Here is a 21,894-nt window from a genome sequence, read left to right on the forward strand (position 1 = left end):
TGGGATTCAACATGGGATTCAACCTGAGTGTGAACGGCGATCGCCTCTCCTCCACGGCCGACCCTGCCACCCCGCTGGTGGATATCCTGCGCGAGGAGCTGCATCTGACCGGCGCGAAGCCGGTTTGTCGCGAGGGCTTTTGCGGTGCCTGCATGGTGCTGGTCGACGGCGAGCCCACTCCGTCGTGCCTGCTGCCCGCGGCACTCGCGGATGGCCGCGAGATCCGGACAGTCGAAGGCCTTGCGCCTCTCGGCCAATTGAACCGCATCCAGGCCGCGCTCGAGGCCAGCGATGCCGTGCAATGCGGCATGTGCTTTCCCGGCATGGTGGTGAGCCTGACGCATCTCCTGACGACGCGGCCGGATGCCACACGTGACGATATCCTGATAGCGCTGACCGGAAATATCTGCCGCTGCACCGGCTATGAACGCATCGTCGAGGCGACGTTGCTCGCCTTGGCCACGACCTGATCGGGAGGCGCAAGCATGTCCGACGTTTCCGCGACGATGGATTTGCGCCGGCGTGACGCCGCCGACAAGCTGCGTGGCCGGACGCGCTACACCATCGATCGCTACCTGCCGGGCATGCTGCACGCCGCGGTGCTGCGCGCCAGCTTGCCAGCGGGACGGATCATTCGCCTCGATACGTCCAGAGCGGCCCGGATGCCGGGCGTGCGGGCGATCGTGACGGCAGCAGATGCGCCCGGCATGATCGGGATCGGCATCGCCGATCATCCCCTCTTCGCCCACGACGTCATTCGCTACGACGGCGAACCGCTCGCCGCGGTCGCAGCCGTCGATTTGGCGCAGGCGCATGCCGCGCTGGCGGCGATCGACCTGGAGATCGAGCCGCTGCCAGAAGTGCTGACCATGGCGGATGCGCTCGCGCCCGGCGCGCCGCTGGTTCATCCGGACTGGCGCAGCTATGAGGTCTTGCTCGAGGGCGGCGCGCGTGGCGGCAACGTTGCCTGGGAAGCGACCGTGGTTCGCGGCGACGTCGATGCCGCCTTTGCCCGGCCCGACGTCGAGATCATCGAGAGCTCGTTCCGTGTCGGCCGGCAGAACCATGTCGCGTTCGAGCCGCGCGCTGTGGTCGCAAGCTACGAAGACGGGCGCTTCCATGTCGAGACGTCGACGCAAGTCCCCTGGAGCATCCGCAATGCGACCGCGCGCGTGCTTGGCGTCCCCGCATCGCAAGTCCGCGTCACGGTGCCGCCGGTCGGCGGCGGCTTCGGTCTCAAATTCGATCTGGCGATCGAGCCCTTCGCCGCCCTGCTCGCCCGCGCCAGCGGCCGGCCGGTGCGCCTCGTCAATTCGCGCGAGGAGGAGATGCTGACCTGCCTGTTCCGCGAGAACGCCGATATCCGCATCCGCTCCGCGGTGACGCGCGAGGGAGACATCGTGGGCCGCGAGGCCGTCGTCCTGATGGATTGCGGCGCCTATGGCGGCGAGCAGATCTTCCTGACCACCATGACCGCGCACACACTCGGCGGCAACTACAGGCTCGGCAGCGTGCGCATGGTCTCGCGTGCGGTCTACACCAACACGGCGCCAAACGGCGCGTTCCGTTGCTGCAACGGCGTCTACAACACCTTTGCGCTCGAGCGGCACACCGACGAGATCGCAGCCAGGATCGGAATGGATCCACTCACCTTCCGCCGCCGCAACGTGCTCGGCGACCGGGACATCGGCGCCACCGGCCAGGTCTTCGAAGGCGACGTGCTCGGCCCGATGCTCGAGCGGATGGATACGCTGCGCGATGCGGCAGCGCCGCCGCCGGCGCGCGGCGACGGACGGCTCTATGGCCGCGCGACCACCGTCGGCACCTGGTTCGTCTTCGTCGGCCCGTCGGCCGCGACGGTGAACATGAATGCCGACGGCACCGCGACGCTGGTCACGTCGGGCGTTGAAATCGGATCCGGCTCGATGATGCAGAGCCTGCCGCAGATCGTCGCCAGCACGCTCGGCATCGCGCCCGAGCATGTCATCGTGCGCGCAGCCGATACCGATGCGGCCGGCTATGACGTCGGCGTCGGCGGCGGTCGTACCACCGTCTCGCTCGGCGCCGCCAGCCTGTCGGCCGCGCAGGAGGTGCGCACCAAGCTGCTGAAGGTCGCCTCCGAGATGATCGAGGCTGCGCCCGATGATCTCGTCATGCGCGACGGGCGTATCGAGATCGCCGGTGCGCCGGGCTCGGGCCGTACGGTCACGGAGGTCGCAACCCGCGCCCAGGCGCTGGGCGGCCCGGTCTCCGGCACCGGCGCCTTCACCGGCGCCGGCGTGCCGGCGATGCCGGGCTGCGTGGCCGGACATTTCATTGACGCGATCGACATCCCCGTGTTCGCCGTGCACGACTGCGAGGTCGCCGTCGATCCCGAGACCGGACACGTCGAGGTGCTCAGCTATCGCGTGGTCCAGGACGTCGGCCGTGCGCTGAACCCGCGCGCCATCCACGGCCAGATCCAGGGTGGTGTCGTGCAGGGGCTAGGTTACGCGTTGTACGAGGAAGTCACGATCGGCGGCAATGGCCGCGTTTGCCAGAACGGTTTCGAGACCTATCGCGTGCCGCTGGCGCTCGACGTCGTGCCGGTCGAAATCAGTCTCTATGAAGGTGCGCCGTCGATCGGTCCGCTCGGCACCAAGGGCGCCGGTGAGGTGCCGATCCTCAATGTCGGCGCGGCTGTTGCCTGCGCGGTTGCGAATGCGACGGCAAAGCGGGTGCAGGAGCTGCCGCTGACGCCACCGCGCGTGCTCGCACTTCTACTTGGCCACAAGCCGGAGCTCGCATTGTCGCACGTTGCCGAGGTGTGGGCGGACAACCTTGTTCGTCCTCACAAGGGGCTCTAGGCAATGTCGGCTCGGAGCAATACCGCGGCCGTACGCCGCGAAAGTCCGGAGACTCAAGCCAAGGGGGCAACGTTCCAGGCTCGCGCGACATCGCGTGTTAGGTAGACGGAAATCCGCCACCTGGCCCGGAGTGCGAGACCGCGAGCGTCGCAAGCACCGTCCTGTTGCTGATCTCGAGCTTGCGGAAGATGTGGTGCAGGTGAACCTTGATGGTGCCGTCCGCCACTTTCAGACGGCGGCCAATCTCCTTGTTCGACAAGCCCTCCGACACCAACCGCATGATCTGACGCTCGCGATCCGTCAGCATCGCAAGGTACTTCTCCGGGATCGCGGTTTGCGCACGGGAGATCGGCTCCTCCGACGGCAGCGGCAACATTCTCTGGCCGTCCGCGACCTGGCGCAATGTCTGCACCAGAGTTTCGGGCTCCTCCTCGCTCAGGATGACGCCATAAGCGCCGGCCGCCGCCAACGCGGCGAGATCGCGATCCTCGATCGAGGTAGCCAGGAACACGAGCCGCACAGGAGGCGTGCTCGAATTTGCGATATCCAGCATCGCCTGCCCAAGAACGTCAGGCATCGACATGTCCAAAATGGCTATGTCGGGCGCAACGCCCCGGATCGCTTCGAAACAGCTCGCACTGTCGTTGCAACGAGCAACAACCTGGAAATCACGTTCCGCTTCGAGCAGGCAGTTCAAACCCAATAAAACAACTGGATATCTGCTAGCAATCACCACACGACTGAAATGCATCTACGACCAATCCTCGGTCCCCCTTCAGGTTCAGCTCGGCGCCCATTTCATTGATAAGTTACTCCAATATTGAGCATTTCCGTAATGTTTTGTTGTTTCTGGCGCCCGTGAATCTACTACCCGAGCGCGCCAATAGGCCGCATTTCAGCAACGCGTGATCGCAGCGGCGCGCCGACTCACCCCAAGCGAGCGTCTTCATCAACGGGAGAAAGCGATCGCCCGCCCGCCGAAGCCGCAGTCTTCCGGGGTCCCAAAATGCCTATAACCAACGGTATATAGGGATATTGGGGATTAGCATCTAACATTCCTAAATATTTAAGTGGGCTCGGGACTTTTTCGTCCCCCAATCGACCAAATCTGACGGAAGCATTTTTCATACGTTGTTCTTTCTAACTGGGCGGGCGATCAAAAATATGTACCGGAGTCAACCGAGCAGCCGCTTGTTTTTTCATTGTAGCGTCCGGGAGAGTTTCCATGAGACGGCGTTATCCTTTTTCCATTGTGCTTACTGGTGAAAATAGTCTCCGCAAAGAAGGCCTTGCCAGAATTCTGAACGCAGAGAGTTTTCAAGTTCTGGCTTCGATATCCGATGCCGATCATTTGCTCGGCAACGACACGCACCAGAAGGTCCCCAACAGTCTGGGAGTGCTGCTCCTCATCGTTCACACCGGCGATGATTTTCGTCCGACGATCGAGCAGATCGATTCCTTCAAGCGCCGTCACGCCGATGGACGCGTAGCCGTCGTCGCAGATCAATATCGTTTGGGCGACCTGGCTGGCGCACTTCGGGCCGGTGCCACCGGATACTTCATCGACGTGATGAATTGCGATGCGTTCATCAAGTCCATCGAACTCGTCATGATGGGCGGGACGGTCTTCCCGCCGGCATTCCTGACGTCTGCGCTCGACGCTGAAGAACGCGACGCAGACGATGCTGCTGCATCCAGCGATGACGATCCCGCCGTCGCAGAGGCGAATGACAGGCTCGCGCCGCAACTCTCGCCGAGGGAAATCTCGATTCTGCAGTGCCTGATCGAGGGCGATTCCAACAAGTGCATTGCCCGCAAGATCAATATTGCCGAAGCCACGGTGAAGGTTCACATCAAGGCGATCCTTCGTAAGATCCGTGTTCAGAACAGAACACAGGCAGCGATCTGGGGGTTGAACCATCGACCTGCGGTTTGGCTGTCCAACAGGACTGCGCATCAGGCCGCCGACGCAGTCGAGCGTCCACTGCCACCCCAGAGGGACTCTTCCAAGATCACGACGGCCGGCCGGCCTGCGCCGCTTAGCGCAATCGACCACGCGGCAAGCTACTTTGAAATGCCGCTTACAAACGGCCACGTCCACAAGGGTATGAGCTCAAAACTCGACAGGGCGATCCGCAAATAGCCGAAACTCATCCGGTCTGGCGCCCCCCGCCAGGTAACCTGCGGCGGGACGTCGGGCTCGGAATCCGTGCCGCACGGCACGGATGGATGCGGCACCAGGCGACTGTGCGGTGGTTCACCATCGGTGCCCGCCTCTACACCGCTCGGCTTTAGCGGGATTGATTTCGCCCGCGGCAAGAATTGACCACTTAGGCGCGAAACGGAAGCGGAAATGATCTTGTTGACCGGAGGCGCCGTTGCGTAGCGATTGCGGTGGTCGCACTCGGCATTCACGTTGTAGACGACAGCGACTGCCAGCGAGGCCGCCGCCCGCACAGAATTGAGGCGATGCAAGAGCCCGCGCTGATGCCGGCGATCTCACCACAAGCGACCAATCCTTTGCCCTTCTGGCCTTGTTCATATTCTATGCAGGAATAATGGACATTGACTATCGCTTCGACAGGCAGGATGGACAATAGACTTCAATCCACGCAACCGGGGCGCAGTTTCGCGTCTTCGTGGACGACAACGGCCTCGATGTCGCGAGAGCACTCTGCCACGACATCACCGGACGAACGGTGCGACGCTCCAGGCAGATCGACGGACGCGCCTTCGTTGTAGAGTCGTATGATCTCCGCTCCAGAATGCCTCGGCCTCGTCTAGCGCTCCCGCAGAGACTCCTGCTTGTACCGTGCCAGCGGCGAGAGCAGATAGCTAATGATCCTGCGCGTGCCAGTCTTGATCTCGACCGTCACCGCCATGCCCGGGCCAAGCTTGACGAGCTTGTCCTCGATCTGCATGTGCGTCCGATCGAGCGAAACGCGCGCGGCATATTCCAGCTCCTGACCTTTCGGCTCGCTGCTGCTCTGCGTTGCGCCCGATGTCCGGTCATTCGATCCGCCCTGTGACCTGTCGCGCGTGATGGCATCCGTCGACACGCTGAGCACGTCGCCGTGGAGCAGCCCGTAGCGCGTAAAGTTGAAGGTATCGACCTTGATCTCCGCCTTCTGCCCCGGATGGACGAATCCGATGTCGCGGTTGGAGAGCATGGCCTCGATTTCGAGCTGGCTCTCGCTCGGGACCACCACGGCCAGCGCCTGAGCCGGCGTCACCACTCCTCCCACCGTATGAACGGCAAGCTGCTGCACGACGCCGTCGACCGGTGCGGTCAAACGCTGGAGCTTCGTGCGCCGATCCGCCTTGACCACCTCCTGTGCGGCGCTCGCAACCTTTTGCTCGGCCTTCGCAAGCGCATCATAGGTCGCGCGGCGATACTCCGCGGCAGTCTTTTCCTTGGTTTCCTTCAGCAACGCGATCGCCGCATCGGCTTCGCGCAGCCGGCTCTTCTGCAGCACGAGATCCTGCTGCATGGCGACCAGCTCCTGATACTCGGAGAGATAGACGACCTTAGACGCCAGAGCCTTGTCGACGAGGCCCTTGCGGATATCGACCCGTTCCTGCAGCACGGGGATGGTTGCTTCCAGCTTGGCAGCGGCCGCCGATGTGGTCGCCCGTTCCGCTTCCTTCTGACCCTGCTGCCGCTCGATTTCGGAAAGCTTGGCGTCTTGCTCGGCACGCTGGCTGATCAGGAACTGGCGATGCATCTCGATCTCGGCGGCGCTTGCGTTTTGCGGCGCACGGAAGGCGGCGAGCGGATCCGGCGTGAGTGCGGCCCGCAGCCGCGCAGCGTCGAGTTCGGCCGCAAGCAGGTCGCTCTTCTGGCGCTCCTGGTCGGCTTCCGTCATCGTCGGGTCGAGCTCGATGAGGACGTCGCCGGCCTTGACGCTCTGGCCGTCGCGGACCCGGATGGCGCGGACCACACCTGTCTCGAACGGCTGGATCAGCTTGGTACGGCCGCCCGGCACGATCTTGCCGGTCGCGGTGGCGACGATATCGACGCTGCCGAGCGTCGCCCACACCAGCGCGATACAGAACATCGCGATGATGCTCGCCCCGATCGCGCGGCCGATCGGCGACGGCGGCGATTCGGCGATTTCGAGCGCCGCCGGCAGAAATGCAATTTCGTGCTCCCTGCGGCGAAGTTCGCGTCTCGGAAACGGGACGATGTTGCGGCTAGCGGACGTCATGGATACCGGCCTGCAGATAATGAAGGTTCGCGTAACGACCGTTGGTGCGGATCAGCTCATCATGGCTGCCGTCCTCGACGATGCGGCCATGCTCGAGGGTGATGATGCGGTTCGCATTGCGCACGGTCGACAGCCGATGAGCGATGACGAACACGGTCCGCCCGGCAGAGATTCGCCTCATGTTCTGCTGGATCGCGCGCTCGCTTTCGTAGTCCAGCGCGCTGGTCGCCTCGTCGAGGATCAGGATCCGTGGATCGGTGATCAGTGCGCGCGCGATTGCGATACGCTGGCGCTGACCGCCGGACAGGCTGCTGCCGCGCTCGCCCACGATGGTGTCGTAACCCTCGGGGAGCTCCAGGATGAAGTCGTGCGCGCCGGCCAGCGTTGCCGCCTCGATGACGCGCTCCATCGGCATGGCCGGATCGGCCAGTGCGATGTTGTCGCGGATCGTGCAGTTGAACAGCACGTTTTCCTGCAAGACCACGCCGATCTGGCGCCGCAGCCAGCTCAGGTCGACCATTGCGAGATCGACGCCGTCGACCAGTACGCGTCCGCTCTCCGGAACATAGAGACGCTGGATCAGCTTGGTGATGGTGCTCTTGCCCGAACCCGACGAGCCGACGACGCCGATGACCTGGCCCGGCTCGACGCTGAAGGACACGTTGTGCAGCACCTCGGGGCCGTCGATGCGGTAGCGGAATGTCGCGTGCTCGAACTTCACCTGGCCGCGGATCGGCGGCAAGGAGGCGCGGGCTGGAGTGAAGCTCGGCTCCGGAATGGTGTTAAGGATGTCGCCGAGACGATCGATCGACAGACGGGCCTGGTGGAAGTCCTGCCAGACCTGCGCGAGCCGGAGCACCGGCGTGCTGACGCGCGCGGCCAGCATGTTGAACGCGACGAGCTCGCCAACAGTCAGGTCTCCGCCGATCACCAGCCGCGCACCGAAGTAGAGGGTCGCGGCGATGACCAGCTTGTTGATCATCTGGACTGCCTGGCTCGCCGTGTTGTTCAGGCTGAGCACGCGGAAGCTTGCGGCCACGTAGCCGGCGAGCTGCTCCTCCCAGCGGCGTTGCATCTGCGGCTCAACCGCCATGGCCTTCAGCGTCTCGACCCCGGTGACGCTCTCGACCAGGAAGGCCTGATTTTCGGAGCCGCGATTGAATTTCTCATCGAGGCGCGCGCGGAACAGCGGCGCGGCTCCCGCGGAGATACCGATGTAGAACGGGAACGACGCCACGACGATCCAGGTCAACGTCGTCGAGTAGTAGAACATCACCGCAAGGAAGACGACGGTGAAGAGAAGGTCGATGACCAGCGTGAGCGCCGAACTCGTCAGGAACTGGCGGATATTCTCGAGCTCGCGGACGCGCGCCACCGAATCGCCGACGCGGCGGGTCTGGAAATAGGCGATCGGCAGCGCCATCAGGTGACGGAACAGCCGGGCACCGAGCTCGACGTCGATACGGTTTGTCGTATGGGCGAACAGATAGACGCGCAGCGTCTCGAGAATGGCCTCGAACACGGTCAGCACGACAAGGCCGATGACCAGAACGTCGAGCGTGCTCATGCTTCGATGCACGAGTACCTTGTCGATGACCACCTGGAAGAACAGCGGTGAGACGACGGCGAAGATCTGCAGGAAGAACGACGCTGCCAGCACCTCGCTGAGCAGGCGGCGATACTTTTGCATGGCGCCGACGAACCAAGAGATATCGAAGCGCCGCGCGAGATCGGTCAGGCTCGCGCGCCGGGCCATCAGGATGATGCCACCGTCCCAGATGGCCTCGAGCTGGGCCTGGGTGATTGCTTCGGGTCGCGGAGACAGCGGGCGCTGAACGAGAAGCTTGTCGTCGATGACCTTGCCAAGGATCAGAAAGCTGCCGTCGCGCAGCAACGCAATTCCCGGCAGCGGTGTGATCGCAAGCCTGTTCCAGCTCGTCCTCTGCACCTTTGCCTTGAGCCCGAAATCCTTGGCACAGCGCAGGATTTCGGTCACGCCGAGGCGCGCCGCGCCCACCCGGTGGCGGATTTGGCCGGGGTCGGCAGCGATTCCATGGCAACGCAGCAAAATCGCGAGCGCAATGAGTCCGGATTCATCGACGTCTTCGGAATCGACGCTGGCGGCCGGGGAATCGGTATCCACCGCCTCGTCCGCAATATCGCCGCGAGCGGCGAAACGCCCGCGCGTCAGGGTGTCAGGGGCCTTCGTCACGAAGCTATCGCGGGCACGCATCAGGACGTCGCTGGCGTGGCGCATCAGACCGGCGCCCAAGCCAACCCCGAGGGGGCGGATGCCGGCAAACGCATGAAGTGCCCGATGCGCGAGGCTCTGTGAGCCGGGCGAAATCAAACCGCCATCCCAGATCGCTTCGAATTCCGCGCGCGTCATCCGGCGCGGATGCGACGAGGTCGGATGCAGCACAAGCGCCACCTGGTCGTCGATCTTTCCCAGAAGCAGAAATCCGCCGTCACGCAGCGACGCGATTCCGGGCAGCTGGATGCTCGCTAGTCGCTTCCAATCCGTGGTCCTCGAACGGACCTTGACCCCGAATTCGCGCGCGCAACGAAGCATTGCGCGGATGCCGATCCCATTATCTCCGCAGCGATCGCGGAGCTGATCGGGTTCAGTGTTCACGCCATGAAGGCGGAGGAACAGAGCCAGCGCTCGAAGCCCTAGATCTGCTGCGTGGGCATTTCCGTCCTGGATCGCCATATCTTTATTCTACCCTTCGCGGCTACCCGGCCGCGTTTGTGTTCCTTCTCATGCATTTCCAAAGACTGGCAATTCCAATGCCGCCCATTGCCAAGGCGCGCGACATACGCCTGCTCGCAGCCAACAAGGCGCAAGCAGATATCAAAGCACTGGGGCCTCGAACCGCGAGGAGATTTCAAAGCAGTGGGATATTTGGAAACTGCCCCCCGACTGCTGAGCCGGCTGGTTAATGAGCAAAAATGGCGAAAAAACCTTCGAATTGTGATTTATGCACACGTACGTTGGGCCCGAAATTGACGTATATGCAGCCGTTTTGAGCTCACACGCCCGCGATCAATCGGACGCCGTGCGATCGACTTTCTGTTAAACGGCAGTTCCGGCGATCCTCCGTTCTGGATTGGTTTCAACGAGCCCTTAGCGGCTGCCGTCGCGGCCACCTTTGCTGCTCGGCGTTTCCAAAATCTCAAACGATGCCGCACCCAGGCGCCGTACGCCTGGGTGCGGCAGTGCTTTAATGTTGAGGCCTGGTCAGGAACGAGTTCTGTGTCCAGGTCGCGCCATTCGAAATGGCTGCCGCGATCTGACCGCCGTCGACCCGACCGGAGCTACCCGCCATAGACTGGTTCAGCAGCGCAAAGCTCTGGTTTGCCTGGGACGCTCCGGCCGTGTCGTGACTCGACCAGGAGGTCGTCTGCGGCGCGGTGGTCGCCAGCGTGCTGGTGTCCGACCCCAGACGCTGCTGCAACTGCGCAAAGCCCTGGTTTGCCAGGCTCCCTGTGCTTGCTGCTGCGGTTGTGTGCGGCGACCAATTGGACGGCCGAGGATCCGTCACGGTGATGGTCTGCGGCGCCGCCGACGTCACAGCGCCGGTGACCGGGTCCTTCGCGCTCGCGGTCATCGTGAGGTTCGCGACCGGATGACCTCCGCCCCTGTACGACGAGGTCAGTGTCAGGCCGCTGTCGACCTGCGCGGCCGTCAAGGTGATGTCGCTGCCCCTGAACTTGCTGCCATCGCTGGTGGTGATCGTCTCGTACCTCGGCAGTCCCTGGATGCGTACAGAGACGAGGTCGTTGGGATCGGTCGTCGTTACGTTCACTCCCAGGTCGACATGACCGCCTCTGCCGGCCACCCAGAGCGAGGTGTCCGCGACATGGAGCACCGGCTTGGTCACGGTCGACGGGGTGGTCGGCGTCGTGGGGGTGGTCGGTGTTGTCGGCGTCGTGGTCGACGACGTCGAGATCTGGAGACCGGAGAACGTCTTCACCGCGCCCGAGAGGTTCGCAGCAAGACCGCCGGAATCCTTGATGCTCGCGCCGGTCGGGAGATTGACCCCGGTGATGGCGAGTGCCGAAGTATTCGTGTCGGTCGACGCGACGGTCGTTTTGAAGGTGAGCGAGTTCGTGCCCGAGCCACCGATATAGGTAGCCTTTGCACCATCGTTGAGCGACAGCGTCGGCGTGCCGGTGACGGTCACGGCCTCGCTGAAGCCGAGCGTCATTGTGACGGCATCGCCGACGTGCTCGACTCCCGTCCCCGGTGAAGCGGAGGCCTGGGTCACTGTCGGCGCGACGTTGACGGGGGTGGTTGGGGTCGTTGGGGTGGTCGGGGTCGTTGGGGTCGTTGGGGTCGTCGGCGTCGAAGGCGCACTGGTCGGGGGCGTCCCACTGGGCGCGGTCAAAGTGTTGTTGCTTACCGTGTTGTTCGTGGTGCTGCCCGCATAAGTGTTTATGAAAATTTGGGCGTCGCTCGCCGACAGACGTTGTTGCGTGTTGTTCCCATAGACGTTGTTCCCGGTGATGGTGGCGTTGGACGTCTGGAACGCCTCGATGCCGGCGCTGCCGTTGCCGTAGGCCGTATTGTTTTGGACGAGGAATTGGCCCGTAAATCCGGGATTGGTGTCCAGAATGATACCTTCACCATCGGTGATCGTGTTGTTGACGCCGCCGGTCGGGACCATCTGGGCGTTATTGTAGGCCACGTTGCCGCTTACGACCATGTGGACACCAGGATTCGTATCCACGTTCTTCGATTCAAAGACAGAGATACCGCTGGCGCCGTACGGCGACCAGTGCGCGTTGTCGTGCACAGTGTTGTTCAGGATCTGCACATAGTCAGCTCCGACCGAAGCGATGCCACCGCCGGGTTCGTTATAGACCGTGTTGTTCTCGATCGTGATGTGGTTCGGAATTACGCCATTGCCGGGTGACTGAACGATTATGCCGTTGCCATTGAGGTTCGGGTCTCCGCCGCTGTATTGCGCCATCGCCTGGCTCTGAGTAATTTTCGTCGCACCGCCTACGACGGTGAAGCCATTAATGACGATATTGGATGCCTCGATGTCGATCCCATTCCAATAGCCCGCGCTGTTGATGACGGGAGTCTGGCCAGGGGCCGCTTCGAAAGTGATAGGAGAGCTCGAAGTACCGCTGGTGCTGATCGTAAACGGCGAATAAGTACCGTTCATGACCTGGACGGTATCACCTGCCTTCGCAAGGTTCGCGGCGTCCTGCAGGGTGGCCAGAGGGGCCGTGGCAGATGTGCCTGCATTGTTGTCGCTACCAATCTGAGAGCTCACATAGTACGTCGTCATGGATTCATGTCTCCTGCCGCTGGCAGCTTCAAAGAAGCTCCGCGCCCAAGTTGTTGCATTTTCTAGGATCGTATCAACATGGCGAGTCGACCGCCGCCATCTGAAACTGCCCATCCAGCTTCGATTTTTGATTCACAGCGGGCCGAGACTTTTTTAAGACGATTCTTGGGACTTGCTGAGGAAAGTTGTGGACATCGCCGTCAAGCTTGAGGCGCAGCCTGTCTGATACCGATAGATAAATAAAGGTTGGTCGCACATTGCAGCCCGATTCCGATTTTAAATGCTCGCAACATCGGCAGGTTTGCCGTACCCGAAGGATGACGCCGACGCTTTGAGAACAAATAATCGAAAAATTATTTGTCCATAAACTGCGATGGTTATTGTTGGCGCACTATTTCAACCTCGCGAGCAGCAACCCTCGACACCACCGCGTCAATCTCAAGGATTCAATCTCGAGAGTTCTGTAAGGTCGCAAAGTAGGCGCGAACGGTGCGCTCTTGTCGTGAACGCGACCTCATAGAAGCCGGATTGAATAAAGCGGCGGTGGTTTGGGCACTATGGGGATTGGACGGTTGTAGCGACGAGCTGTCGCGGAGCCTTCGGCATAGCGCAGCGCCGGATCCCGGCGCGGTTGGCAGGTGATGGCGAACTCGCACGGGGTCTTCAATCCGAGCTGCGAGCGCAGTCGTGTGTTGTTGTAGTCGGCCCGCCAACATCCCAACATCCCAGTGCCAACTTTGTCGAAGCCGCACTCGTGATAGACGGAAGCCGGGATCCGATCGCGAGGCGGCGCTTTGATGAATTGTTCAAAGAAGCGAGCATCGGGGTTGAGCCGGTTACTAAGGAGCAGGCGCGCATCGCACGTCCTGCGTACCGCAATGTCGGCGATTGTTTCGCATACGCCTTGGCCAAGGCGACGGATGCCCCTGCTCTTTAAGGGTGACGATTTCATCCACGCCGACGTCCCGCCTGCGCTGGGCCAGTTGCGATGATCAAGCCGAAAACCGAAGAGTCCAAGAGTCCGACGAGGTCTAACCGTTCACTGGACAGATCAGCACGCTTGCGGCCCACCGCGCATGGTTACGGGCCAACTACCACTGTCGATTTTTCTTCCACGAGAATGGTAGCGGCCGGGCCGCGTCCCCACCGGTCATGACGAATCCGCCAATAATGACGTGGTTAGCCGGGCCGTTGGTCCAGAACCAAAACGAGGAGTTACCGTTCAGGGGCGGTCGTGTTGTTGTTGGTTACGGTATTGTTATTGGACTGGTTTATGAAGATTTCGGCGTCGCTCGCCGGCAGACGTTGTTGCGTGTTGTTCCCATAGACGGTGTTGCCGGTGATGACGGCGTCGGCTGTCTGGAGCGACTCGATCCCGGGGCCACCGTTGCCGTAGACCGTATTGTTTTGGACGAGGATTTGGCCCGCATATCCGGTATTGGTGTCCAGGATGATACCTTCACCATCGGTGATTGTGCCGTCGCCGGCCGTCGGGACCAACTGGGCGTTGTTGTAGGCCCGGTTGCCGATTATGATGAAATGGACACCAGGATTCGTGTCCAGGTTCGCCGAAGTAAAGACAGAGATGCCGCTAGCGCCGTACGCCGACCAGTGCGCGTTGTCGTGGACTGTGTTGTTTAGGATCTGCACATAGTCAGCCCCGATTGTAGCGATGCCACCGCCGGGTTGATTGTAGACCGTGTTGTTCGCGATCGTGATATGGTTGGGAACTATGCCATTGCCGGGTGAATTAACGGCTATGCCGTTCCCATTGAGGCTCGCGCTTTCGGTGCTATACCCCGCCAATGCCTGACTCAACGTGTAGTTGGCCGCACCGCCTATTACGGTGAAACCCTTGACGTTAATGTAGGATGCCTGGATGTTGATTCCGTTCCAGGTGCCCGAGCTATCAATGACAGGCGTTTGCCCGGGAGCGGCTTCGAAGGTAATCGGCGCGCTCGCGGTACCGCTGGTGGTAATATTGAGCACACTACCGCCCGCCGGTGCCGTATAAGTACCGTTCATGACCTCCACAGTGTCGCCCGCTTTCACCAGGTTCGCGGCTGCCTGCAGAGTGGCCAGAGGAGCACTGGCAGACGTGCCTGCGTTGCTGTCCTGCCCGATTACAGAGCTCACGTAATACGTGGTCATAGATCCTGCCGGCGAAGGGACGCCCGCGCTGCACAGATTTGTCGTTGGCACCGTACCGGTCAAATTGCCGTTTGCAGATCCGCAAATTCCGTCAACGGCCTGAGCGGCCCCTGCGCCAACGCAAGCCATGCCGACAGTAATAAAAAACACTCTCAACATTTTGCTGTGTACCGGTCCTCGTCATGAGCCCAAGCTTCACAAATCTGCCCTTCTGCCCGTTGTCGTTGCTCCATAGTCAAGATGGTGATCTCGAGCGGCTGAAGCTTCGTAAAATCAAAAGCCACTATTCGCAAAAAAGCAATCCACGGCCGTCGCACCACTTTTAGGTGGCCGTAAATTTGCCAGGTAGGAGCCACATCAAATGACCGAGGACGACGATCATTGCGAGGAATCCTGACCGCGTCAAAATTGTTTTGCCGTTTACAGGCCAACATCTTGGGCGCCTGAGCTGATGATCAAAGGCTTCCTCCTGGTCATCGCCTGCAACATTGGTCTTTCAATCATAATGTGAACTCCAAGGCCGGCGCCTGCCGCAACGACCATGCCCACCGGTACAAACCATGCCGATGGTGCTTCCCAGACTCGTAGCAGCATGGTGAGCGCGAACCCGTGCACGAGATAGCTGGAGTAGGATGCGTCGCCGAAAGGCTCCAGGAACTTGACTGACCTTGCGAGACCCTTCGGCTCCACGAAACCGGCCGACCGCCAAAGTGCGGCGATTGCTACCCCGACCACGAACCAAAGTACTATTGGGGAGCTCAGATATTTCAGGATGCCGGTTGGCAACACCAAGCCGACTGAAGTGAAGATGCCCAGTACAACTGCTATACCTGGCAAGGCGAATTTACGCGGGAATGTCAGAGCCCCGGCGAAGATTGCGTAGAACATCATTTCGTAGTTCAAGGTCCAGCCCTGGCTCAGTATGGGATGCCAGCCGCCATTCTCGTTGTAGTACGGAATAAAGAGGAGGGATTGCAGCAATTCCGCCCATCCCTCGGGTGCTTTATCGCTTGCCCTGTGGAAGACGAGCGCTGCTATGGTGGCAACCCAGTAAAGCGGCACAATGCGAACAATGCGTCGTCGCATGAATTTCTGTGCGGCGCCGGGCATGGCGAAATCATCCCAGCAGATGTGCACCATGATGAAGCCGGATATGACGAAGAAGATGTCGACGCCAATGGTGCCAAGCGCCCAAGCGAAAGATGTCATCGGGTTTGAGAGGTCATTATGGGTAACAGCAAGCAGGGCATGATCTGCGACGACTAGCCAAGCGGCTATCGCGCGGAGCGCCTGGAGAAAATAAAATTTACTGCTGGCTTTCGGAGCTCTCATTAGAAGGATTTACCAACAACCGATCCTTAATAATAACCACACCAACATTTAAATCAACTTAGAAATCAAATATCGAGCGCCCGGCTTCCGAGGGCGAAAAAGGGTTAGATTGATCTGCCCAAAAAGTTGCGGATCATTCTGCCAAGTCGGCGTTATCCCAACACAATCAACGGGTTCGCTCGCGAGCGGTCGGGCAATTTGAAGGGTGCGCGACGCGCTTGCTGAACGTTGCCCGTGCCAGCACCAGTCAATTTAAACACTTTAATAATTTAGTTATTTATATTAATATCAAAACCAGAACTTAATCACCGCAGCTTGGTTGCGACACCCAGGCAAGGATTTTGAGGCGGTCCGCCCGCTTTGAGCGGAAGACGAAGATCGTGCCTGAGAACGGATCATGCTTGAGCTGCTCGCGCACCAGCGCCACGAGGCTGTCGGCGCCGCACCGGAAGTCCACCGGCTTCGGCCACCAGCAACCCTACCGCGGCGGCGTTGCCCAGCAGATCGTTAATGTTTGCCTAGGATTACTCAGTGGCGGGGATTACTCAGCGGAGGCGTTTCATGGAGAATGTTCTGACCAAACTGACATCCCCGAAATGGCTCAGGGAAGCGATCTCGGGGCGTGTGCGAAACCTCGCCAACTCATTCAATTTCTCTCCCTTCGTAATAGAGCGCGAAGTCGCGGGCGAAAAGCACATATTTTATATTGGGAATGTGACCGGGAAGAGCTGGTACAATAGCAGAACCGACATCTCACCTGAGATGACCATGGTCGGGCGCGAGCTCGTCAGACCTGGTGCAATCGTCTTCGAATGCGGCGCGCACCACGGGGCGCAGTCGATCCTTCTGTCTCGGTGGGTGGGGACCGGCGGTAAAGTCGTGGCGATTGAGCCAATTCCGGAAAACGTTTCAATTCTTAGGAAGAATATAGAAATCAATAACCTAACCAACGTTCTTGTCGTTGACAGGGCGGTAGGGTCTGGTCGCGGCCACCTATCGATGGCGCCGAATTCCAATGGAAGTGTGCGGGCTGGCGGGAAGCGCACGATCTCAGTGGAAAGCATCACGTTAGATGCCCTCGCGGAGGAGCTTAAGATCATTCCAACGTTCCTCAAGATCGATGTGGAAGGCTACGAATACCAGGTGCTGGAAGGCGCCAGATCGATCCTAGCCACGACCCCTGCGGTGTTCGTCGAAGTGCACACGCCGACGCTCCCGCGGTACGGGAGAAAATTCGAAGATCTGTGGAAATTCATAGATCCCGGCAAGTACGACATCTTCATACAGGACGAGGATTTCAAAGAGCCGGAGGCATACTCTCCAGCAAACGTGCCGAGCGGCCGAGTGCATCTGTTCTTTCGACCACGGGCAGCAACACTCTAACAGCCCATCTGTGAAGTTTGGGCTCATGGCGAGGACCAGTACACAGCAAGATGTTGAGAGCGCTTCTTGTTACTGTGGGCATGGTTTTCCTTGGCACAGGCGCTGCTCAGGCCGTGGACGGAACATCCGCGGCCAGTATCTGTCAATCGGCTTGCAAATTTGCCCCCTCATCGGCGTCCAATTTTGACCCCTTTGCGCGGGGCTTTGCTGGTAGCACTCGTCTCGTCGGAGCTGGCCGGGATAGCGGAGGCGAGACGAGCGCGGGTGGCGTGATCGTCGTCTCGGCTTTTGAACCGCCAGCTATCGTTGTCGGTCTCGACAATGTCGCAGTGATGGGTCAATCGGTCGAGCAGCGCGGTGGTCATCTTGGCGTCGCCGAACACGCTCGGCCATTCGCCGAAGGCGAGATTGGTGGTCACGATGATGGAGGCGCGCTCATAGAGCCGGCTGACGAGGTGAAAGAGAAGCTGGCCACCGGACTGGGCGAAGGGCAAATAGCCGAGTTCATCTAGTGATGAAGTCCATCCGGGTCAGGTGCTCGGCGAGCCGTCCTTGCCGTCCGTTGCGAGTCTCAGTCTCGAGGCGATTGACGAGGTCGACTACGTTGAAGAATCGGCCGCGGGCACCGGATCGGATGCAGCTTCTGGCGATGGCAATGGCCAGGTGGGTCTTGCCTGTGCCGGTGCCGCCAACCAGCACGACGTTGCGTTGTTGGGCGATGAAGCCGCCGCTAGCGAGATCATTGACGAGAGTCTGATTGATCGGCGTGCCGTCGAACTGGAAGTCGGCGATGTCCTTGACAAGCGGCAGCTTGGCAATGGTGAGCTGGCACTTGATCGAGCGGGCCCGCTTCTCGTTGATCTCGGCGTTGAGCAGGTCGCCGACAATGCGCTGGGGTTCGTGCTGGCGCTTGATCGCAGTCGCCATGATCTCGTCGAAGGCGGCCTTCATGCCGTAGAGCTTGAGTTCGCCCATGAGGTCGAAGATTTGGGTTCGTTCCATCAGATGGCCCTCCGGAGGTTGTCGTAGCGGGCACAATCGGCGATTGGCGCATGGCGGAGCGTCAGTGCGGCCGGCGTCATGATGTTGGCCGGTGGGGCGGGTTCGCGTTGCCGGGCCAGGATGTTGAGCACAACATCGGCGGAATGGACGCCGTGACCGAGCGCTTCGGCACAAGCGGCTTCCACCGCCGGCAGACCATCGGACAGAACTGCGTTGAGGATGTCGACCATCTGCCGGTTACCGTCATCGGTGCTGGCTTGCGTCGGATCCGCTCGATCGCGGCCGGCAGCACCCAGTCTTTGAAGGGAGCACCGTTGCGCAAGGCGCCGGGTTTGCGGGCGAGCACCGGCACATAATGCCAGGGTCGTAGACGGTATCGCCGCGGCCAAAGGATGCGGGTGCTCGGCTACGATGCGTCCATCCTGACGGATCACGATGCGATCGGCATAGGCTTGAACCTCGACCGGTCGTCCGACTGCGCTGGCTGCGACCGAGTACTTGTTGTTGTCGAAGCGCACCAGGCAGGTCTTCGAGACCGATGCCGTCACCGCATGGAAGCCGTCGAAGCGACCGGCATAGGGAACGAGTTTGGGGCGTTCGGCTCCGAACACCTCCCAGATCGTCTGATCGACCAACACCGGATGGCGATGCGCCTTGGCGTAGGCGATGCATTTGTCGAGCAGCCAGGCGTTTAACTCGTCGAGGTTTTTGAACCGCAGCCGCGGCGTGAAGAAGTCTTCCCTGACCAGCCCGACCTGGTTCTCGACCTGCCCCTTCTCCCAGCCCGACGCTGGCGTGCAGGCGACCGGATCCACCAGATAGTGGCTGCACATCTGCAGGAAGCGGCGATTATAGAGACGCCCTTTACCGACGAAGATCGCCTCCACCATCGCTGGATGATCTTTGGGGCTCAGGTCAGCTATGCCATGTCGAGGCGCATCGCTCTCCAGCGCTTCCTGAGCGACGGCCGCATAGAGATCGACTCCAACATCGTCTGGCGTTGTCCCTCAATGGGACCATTACAAGCGAGAGATCTTCTCTTTGCTATGAATAAGACGGTCTACTCTCTGGCCGAGACCGCTCCACCAAGCCCCGCCGTTGTGTCAGATAATTCTGCCGCCGCACTGCTCCCATTGCTCTTTCGCACATGAGCCAGAATACGAAGAAGAGAATTGTCCAAGCGCTGGCAAAGTCCATCAAAACCCACTCTGTCACTCCAGTGATTACGATGGCACCGTTGCACAACAATGATGATGTTCCGAGTTCCCTGGCTGACGTTCGCAAGCAGCGGTAGGCCAGCCATACGCTTCTTAAGAAGATGACGGAGATCAAGGTCGTGCCTAACACGCCTACCTCCAACAACATCTCCAATAATCCATTGTGGGCGTGTGCAACACGCCAGCCCAACCGAGCAAAAATCACATTTGCATCTGGATTGGCCACCCCCCAGAATGCGTAATAACCCCAGCCCGCGACTGGCCGCTCATAGATGTTATCTACCACCACAGGCCACAGTTCTGTACGACCTGTTAGCGTTGCGTCTTTTCCGAGTATTTCTATTAACGGATCTGGGAACAGAGCCAAAGCCAGGGCGATCGCTCCCGAAAGAACTGCCAAAGATGTACCCAGAACCCGTGTAAGTCCGCCCCTTCTGTAGAGACAGATGAAAAACGATACTACACACAAATACAGGGTTACCGAGATCGAAGTTGAAGATCTGCTGGCAAGCACCATCACTAGGAACACTATCAAACTAACAACGCCCCAAAATCGCGCCTGCCTGCTCGCCCCGACCCGCAGGAGATGCATGCTAGCAAGTGCACCTGCGGCCACCACTTGACCAAGGATATTTTTTTGGGGGAAGATTCCTCGTAACGCGAGCGTGACCTCGGGCGAGGCCACGAAAGAATCGAACGAATCGGGGAGCGCGAGCGCGCTGCTCGGATAAACGGCCAGCAACACGAGCGAAGCAACGGCCGATAGCAAGCAGGCCGCGCTCATCAAACCCGTGAATTCACGATCAGTCAGACGGGCCGCCATGCCGATCACGCCAAGAACAAAGAACACATATAATCCCCCCCGTCGCGCTGTGGTCCAGGGGTCGACTGACCAAGCGGTTGAGAGCAAGAAAAGCGAGACCAAGGAAATAGCAAGGAGCTCCCCGGTGCTAATATTCTTGGTCGTGCGGAATCTGCCCCAAAACAGCGCAAGACAGGCCACCACGGATCCAAGATTCAAGGCCGCTGCCAATGCCGTCGTGGTCGCGCCGCCGTCTTGAAACTCGCCGTAATACAGCCGAGATAAAATGCCAAACGCGCCAACCGTGTGCAGCACGAAGAAGGCCGATGCTAGATCTGTATAGTTCCATCGGAACGCATAAGTTCCAGATCTTCTAATTGAGCTCATAACTGGCACCGCGAGGCTGACGGTGGAGATGCTCCAAATTACGTTTGGCGCCCGTGACCAGGTTATCAACGTATGGCACTTCGTGCCCCTGCTCCAATAAACGATCGATCAGATGGGAGCCAAGAAACCCAGTGCCGCCTGTAACGACAATGCGTCTGCGGCTTGTCATATAGTCTCGGCATCATCATCTCCTCGGTGCTGCTGCTGCTGCGCCAACACCCGCCATTTGACATTCCGACGCCGGCAGCTACGTGCTTCGTTCCAGCAACTGCGGATGCGCTTGCAGGTAGCGCACCGTATTGCGGATGCCCCGCTCGATAGATACCTGCGGTCGCCAACCAAGCGCCTTGAGCTTGGTCGTGTCGAGATGAACGAATGGCGCGTCGCCAAGCCAACCGCGCTCGCCTCCGGTCGTGACATATTGAACCCGCTTTAGGTTGAGCTGGTCGACAACAATGTCCGCTAGATCCAGGACATTCATAAACGCGTCGTGGCCGAGATTGAAGACGTTCTTGGGGTCGTTAGAGTGTTCAAGCACGTAGAAAATACCGTCAACGCCATCGACCACATCAAGATACGACTTGCGTTGTTTTCCGTCTCCCAACACTTCAAGCATTTGGCTGTTATTTTTAAGCTTTTTGACGAAGTCGAATACGACGCCGTGGGAATAGCGTTCTCCGACCCACGACACGAAGCGGAAGATGTAGCATCTGATGCCAAAGTATTCGGCGTACGCTTGAATCATAGCCTCGCATGCGAGCTTGCTGGCTCCGTAGAGGCTGGTCTGAATCGGCGCATAGGTCTCCGGCGTAGGGAAGATGTCCGGCTCACCATAAACCGTGGCACTACTTGCAAATACAATGTGCTTAACTTCATTGATTCGCATTGCCTCCAAGACATTCCACGTTGCAATGGTATTTTGGTCAAGGTCGATTCGTGTTCGCGTTGCGCCTCCGCGCACGTCGGCATTCGCTTGAAAGTGGAACACACAGTCACAGCCTACCATCTCATTCTTGAGTCGTTCATTATCAAGAACGTCGGCACGCACGACCCGGATCTTCGGGTTCTCAGCATGGTGGCTGATGAACTGCTCCTGACCAGTGCTGAAATTGTCGTAGATAGTTATGTTGGTAGCCGTCTGGGCAAGCCGATCAACAATATGGCTCCCGATAAAACCGGCGCCACCAGTCACGAATGCTCGGTGCTTGTCAGTCAAATTCATAATTCCACCGAAGATTAGGTGCACCAACTGATGAAATTCAT

The 21,894-nt window shown here is 59.9% G+C and carries 15 protein-coding genes and 2 pseudogenes; 4 read left to right on the forward strand and 13 right to left on the reverse strand.

Annotated elements, in window-relative coordinates:
• The first annotated feature begins 11 nt into the window (after positions 1 to 11).
• Complete coding sequence (locus BI327_RS13115; protein ID WP_076860795.1) at positions 12 to 470, forward strand: (2Fe-2S)-binding protein; 459 nt, start codon at positions 12 to 14, stop codon at positions 468 to 470.
• A gap of 15 nt (positions 471 to 485) precedes the next feature.
• Positions 486 to 2,846, forward strand: a complete 2,361-nt coding sequence (locus tag BI327_RS13120; RefSeq protein ID WP_076860615.1) for a xanthine dehydrogenase family protein molybdopterin-binding subunit — start codon at positions 486 to 488, stop codon at positions 2,844 to 2,846.
• Between the two features lie 97 nt (positions 2,847 to 2,943).
• Here BI327_RS13120 and BI327_RS13125 read toward each other — a convergent pair whose 3' ends face one another.
• Positions 2,944 to 3,597 carry a LuxR C-terminal-related transcriptional regulator gene (locus tag BI327_RS13125; protein ID WP_245334783.1) on the reverse strand — a complete coding sequence of 218 codons (654 nt, stop codon included), beginning with the start codon at positions 3,595 to 3,597 and terminating at the stop codon, positions 2,944 to 2,946.
• A gap of 474 nt (positions 3,598 to 4,071) precedes the next feature.
• Here BI327_RS13125 and BI327_RS13130 point away from each other — a divergent pair, with 474 nt between their 5' ends.
• Positions 4,072 to 4,989, forward strand: coding sequence for a LuxR C-terminal-related transcriptional regulator (locus BI327_RS13130; RefSeq protein WP_076860617.1), 918 nt, complete (start codon positions 4,072 to 4,074; stop codon positions 4,987 to 4,989).
• A 637-nt stretch (positions 4,990 to 5,626) separates the two neighbouring features.
• Here BI327_RS13130 and BI327_RS13135 read toward each other — a convergent pair.
• The 7 genes from BI327_RS13135 to tnpB all read right to left on the reverse strand — a co-directional run bounded on the left by BI327_RS13135 (position 5,627) and on the right by tnpB (position 16,297).
• Positions 5,627 to 7,054, reverse strand: a complete 1,428-nt coding sequence (locus BI327_RS13135; RefSeq protein ID WP_076860618.1) for an HlyD family type I secretion periplasmic adaptor subunit — start codon at positions 7,052 to 7,054, stop codon at positions 5,627 to 5,629.
• Positions 7,041 to 9,767 carry a type I secretion system permease/ATPase gene (locus BI327_RS13140; protein ID WP_076860619.1) on the reverse strand — a complete coding sequence of 909 codons (2,727 nt, stop codon included), beginning with the start codon at positions 9,765 to 9,767 and terminating at the stop codon, positions 7,041 to 7,043. Before BI327_RS13140 ends, BI327_RS13135 begins: the two co-directional genes overlap by 14 nt.
• 511 nt (positions 9,768 to 10,278) lie before the next feature.
• A complete protein-coding gene (locus tag BI327_RS43085; RefSeq protein ID WP_245334784.1) occupies positions 10,279 to 12,357 on the reverse strand; it encodes a right-handed parallel beta-helix repeat-containing protein in 2,079 nt (692 codons plus the stop codon).
• A gap of 514 nt (positions 12,358 to 12,871) precedes the next feature.
• Positions 12,872 to 13,309 carry a hypothetical protein gene (locus BI327_RS43735; RefSeq protein WP_159450441.1) on the reverse strand — a complete coding sequence of 146 codons (438 nt, stop codon included), beginning with the start codon at positions 13,307 to 13,309 and terminating at the stop codon, positions 12,872 to 12,874.
• A gap of 263 nt (positions 13,310 to 13,572) precedes the next feature.
• On the reverse strand, positions 13,573 to 14,508 hold the full coding sequence (locus BI327_RS13155) for a right-handed parallel beta-helix repeat-containing protein (protein ID WP_076860620.1): 936 nt from the start codon (positions 14,506 to 14,508) through the stop codon (positions 13,573 to 13,575).
• Positions 14,509 to 14,928: 420 nt separating this feature from the next.
• The gene (locus tag BI327_RS13160) at positions 14,929 to 15,840 is read right to left on the reverse strand and encodes an acyltransferase family protein (RefSeq protein ID WP_076860621.1); all 912 of its coding nucleotides are present in this window, start codon (positions 15,838 to 15,840) and stop codon (positions 14,929 to 14,931) included.
• A gap of 301 nt (positions 15,841 to 16,141) precedes the next feature.
• The gene (gene tnpB / locus BI327_RS13165) at positions 16,142 to 16,297 is read right to left on the reverse strand and encodes an IS66 family insertion sequence element accessory protein TnpB (protein ID WP_083742044.1); all 156 of its coding nucleotides are present in this window, start codon (positions 16,295 to 16,297) and stop codon (positions 16,142 to 16,144) included.
• Between the two features lie 104 nt (positions 16,298 to 16,401).
• Between tnpB and BI327_RS13170 the strand changes: the two genes are divergently transcribed.
• Positions 16,402 to 17,223, forward strand: a complete 822-nt coding sequence (locus BI327_RS13170) for an FkbM family methyltransferase (protein WP_076860622.1) — start codon at positions 16,402 to 16,404, stop codon at positions 17,221 to 17,223.
• 167 nt (positions 17,224 to 17,390) lie between these two features.
• Here the strand turns inward: BI327_RS13170 and istB are convergent.
• From istB to BI327_RS13195, 5 genes and pseudogenes are all read right to left on the reverse strand, one after another.
• A pseudogene (istB, locus tag BI327_RS13175) lies at positions 17,391 to 18,225 on the reverse strand (IS21-like element helper ATPase IstB).
• A 5-nt stretch (positions 18,226 to 18,230) separates the two neighbouring features.
• Positions 18,231 to 19,112, reverse strand: a pseudogene (locus BI327_RS13180) (Mu transposase domain-containing protein); the annotation flags it as partial.
• 157 nt (positions 19,113 to 19,269) lie between these two features.
• Complete coding sequence (locus tag BI327_RS13185; RefSeq protein ID WP_083742045.1) at positions 19,270 to 20,631, reverse strand: O-antigen ligase family protein; 1,362 nt, start codon at positions 20,629 to 20,631, stop codon at positions 19,270 to 19,272.
• Positions 20,618 to 20,800 (reverse strand): NAD-dependent epimerase/dehydratase family protein, encoded by a 183-nt coding sequence (locus BI327_RS13190; RefSeq protein WP_143271593.1) that lies wholly within the window; start codon positions 20,798 to 20,800, stop codon positions 20,618 to 20,620. The genes BI327_RS13185 and BI327_RS13190 overlap by 14 nt, the downstream gene beginning before the upstream one ends.
• A gap of 78 nt (positions 20,801 to 20,878) precedes the next feature.
• Positions 20,879 to 21,847, reverse strand: coding sequence for an NAD-dependent epimerase/dehydratase family protein (locus BI327_RS13195; protein WP_210191189.1), 969 nt, complete (start codon positions 21,845 to 21,847; stop codon positions 20,879 to 20,881).
• Positions 21,848 to 21,894: the final 47 nt, after the last annotated feature.

Origin of the sequence: Bradyrhizobium mercantei (assembly GCF_001982635.1) — a bacterium.
Classification (GTDB): Bacteria; Pseudomonadota; Alphaproteobacteria; order Rhizobiales; family Xanthobacteraceae; genus Bradyrhizobium; species Bradyrhizobium mercantei.

Excerpts from the sequence above, each read along its gene's own strand:
- BI327_RS13190 (WP_143271593.1), bottom strand. The coding sequence starts at position 20,800 with ATGACAAGCCGCAGACGCATTGTCGTTACAGGCGGCACTGGGTTTCTT.
- BI327_RS13155 (WP_076860620.1), bottom strand. The coding sequence starts at position 14,508 with ATGACCACGTATTACGTGAGCTCTGTAATCGGGCAGGACAGCAACGCA.
- BI327_RS43085 (WP_245334784.1), bottom strand. The coding sequence starts at position 12,357 with ATGACGACGTACTATGTGAGCTCTCAGATTGGTAGCGACAACAATGCA.
- BI327_RS13160 (WP_076860621.1), bottom strand. The coding sequence starts at position 15,840 with ATGAGAGCTCCGAAAGCCAGCAGTAAATTTTATTTTCTCCAGGCGCTC.
- BI327_RS13115 (WP_076860795.1), top strand. The coding sequence starts at position 12 with ATGGGATTCAACCTGAGTGTGAACGGCGATCGCCTCTCCTCCACGGCC.
- BI327_RS13120 (WP_076860615.1), top strand. The coding sequence starts at position 486 with ATGTCCGACGTTTCCGCGACGATGGATTTGCGCCGGCGTGACGCCGCC.
- BI327_RS13140 (WP_076860619.1), bottom strand. The coding sequence starts at position 9,767 with ATGGCGATCCAGGACGGAAATGCCCACGCAGCAGATCTAGGGCTTCGA.
- BI327_RS13125 (WP_245334783.1), bottom strand. The coding sequence starts at position 3,597 with ATGCATTTCAGTCGTGTGGTGATTGCTAGCAGATATCCAGTTGTTTTA.
- BI327_RS13135 (WP_076860618.1), bottom strand. The coding sequence starts at position 7,054 with ATGACGTCCGCTAGCCGCAACATCGTCCCGTTTCCGAGACGCGAACTT.
- BI327_RS13130 (WP_076860617.1), top strand. The coding sequence starts at position 4,072 with ATGAGACGGCGTTATCCTTTTTCCATTGTGCTTACTGGTGAAAATAGT.
- BI327_RS13170 (WP_076860622.1), top strand. The coding sequence starts at position 16,402 with ATGGAGAATGTTCTGACCAAACTGACATCCCCGAAATGGCTCAGGGAA.
- BI327_RS43735 (WP_159450441.1), bottom strand. The coding sequence starts at position 13,309 with ATGAAATCGTCACCCTTAAAGAGCAGGGGCATCCGTCGCCTTGGCCAA.
- BI327_RS13185 (WP_083742045.1), bottom strand. The coding sequence starts at position 20,631 with ATGAGCTCAATTAGAAGATCTGGAACTTATGCGTTCCGATGGAACTAT.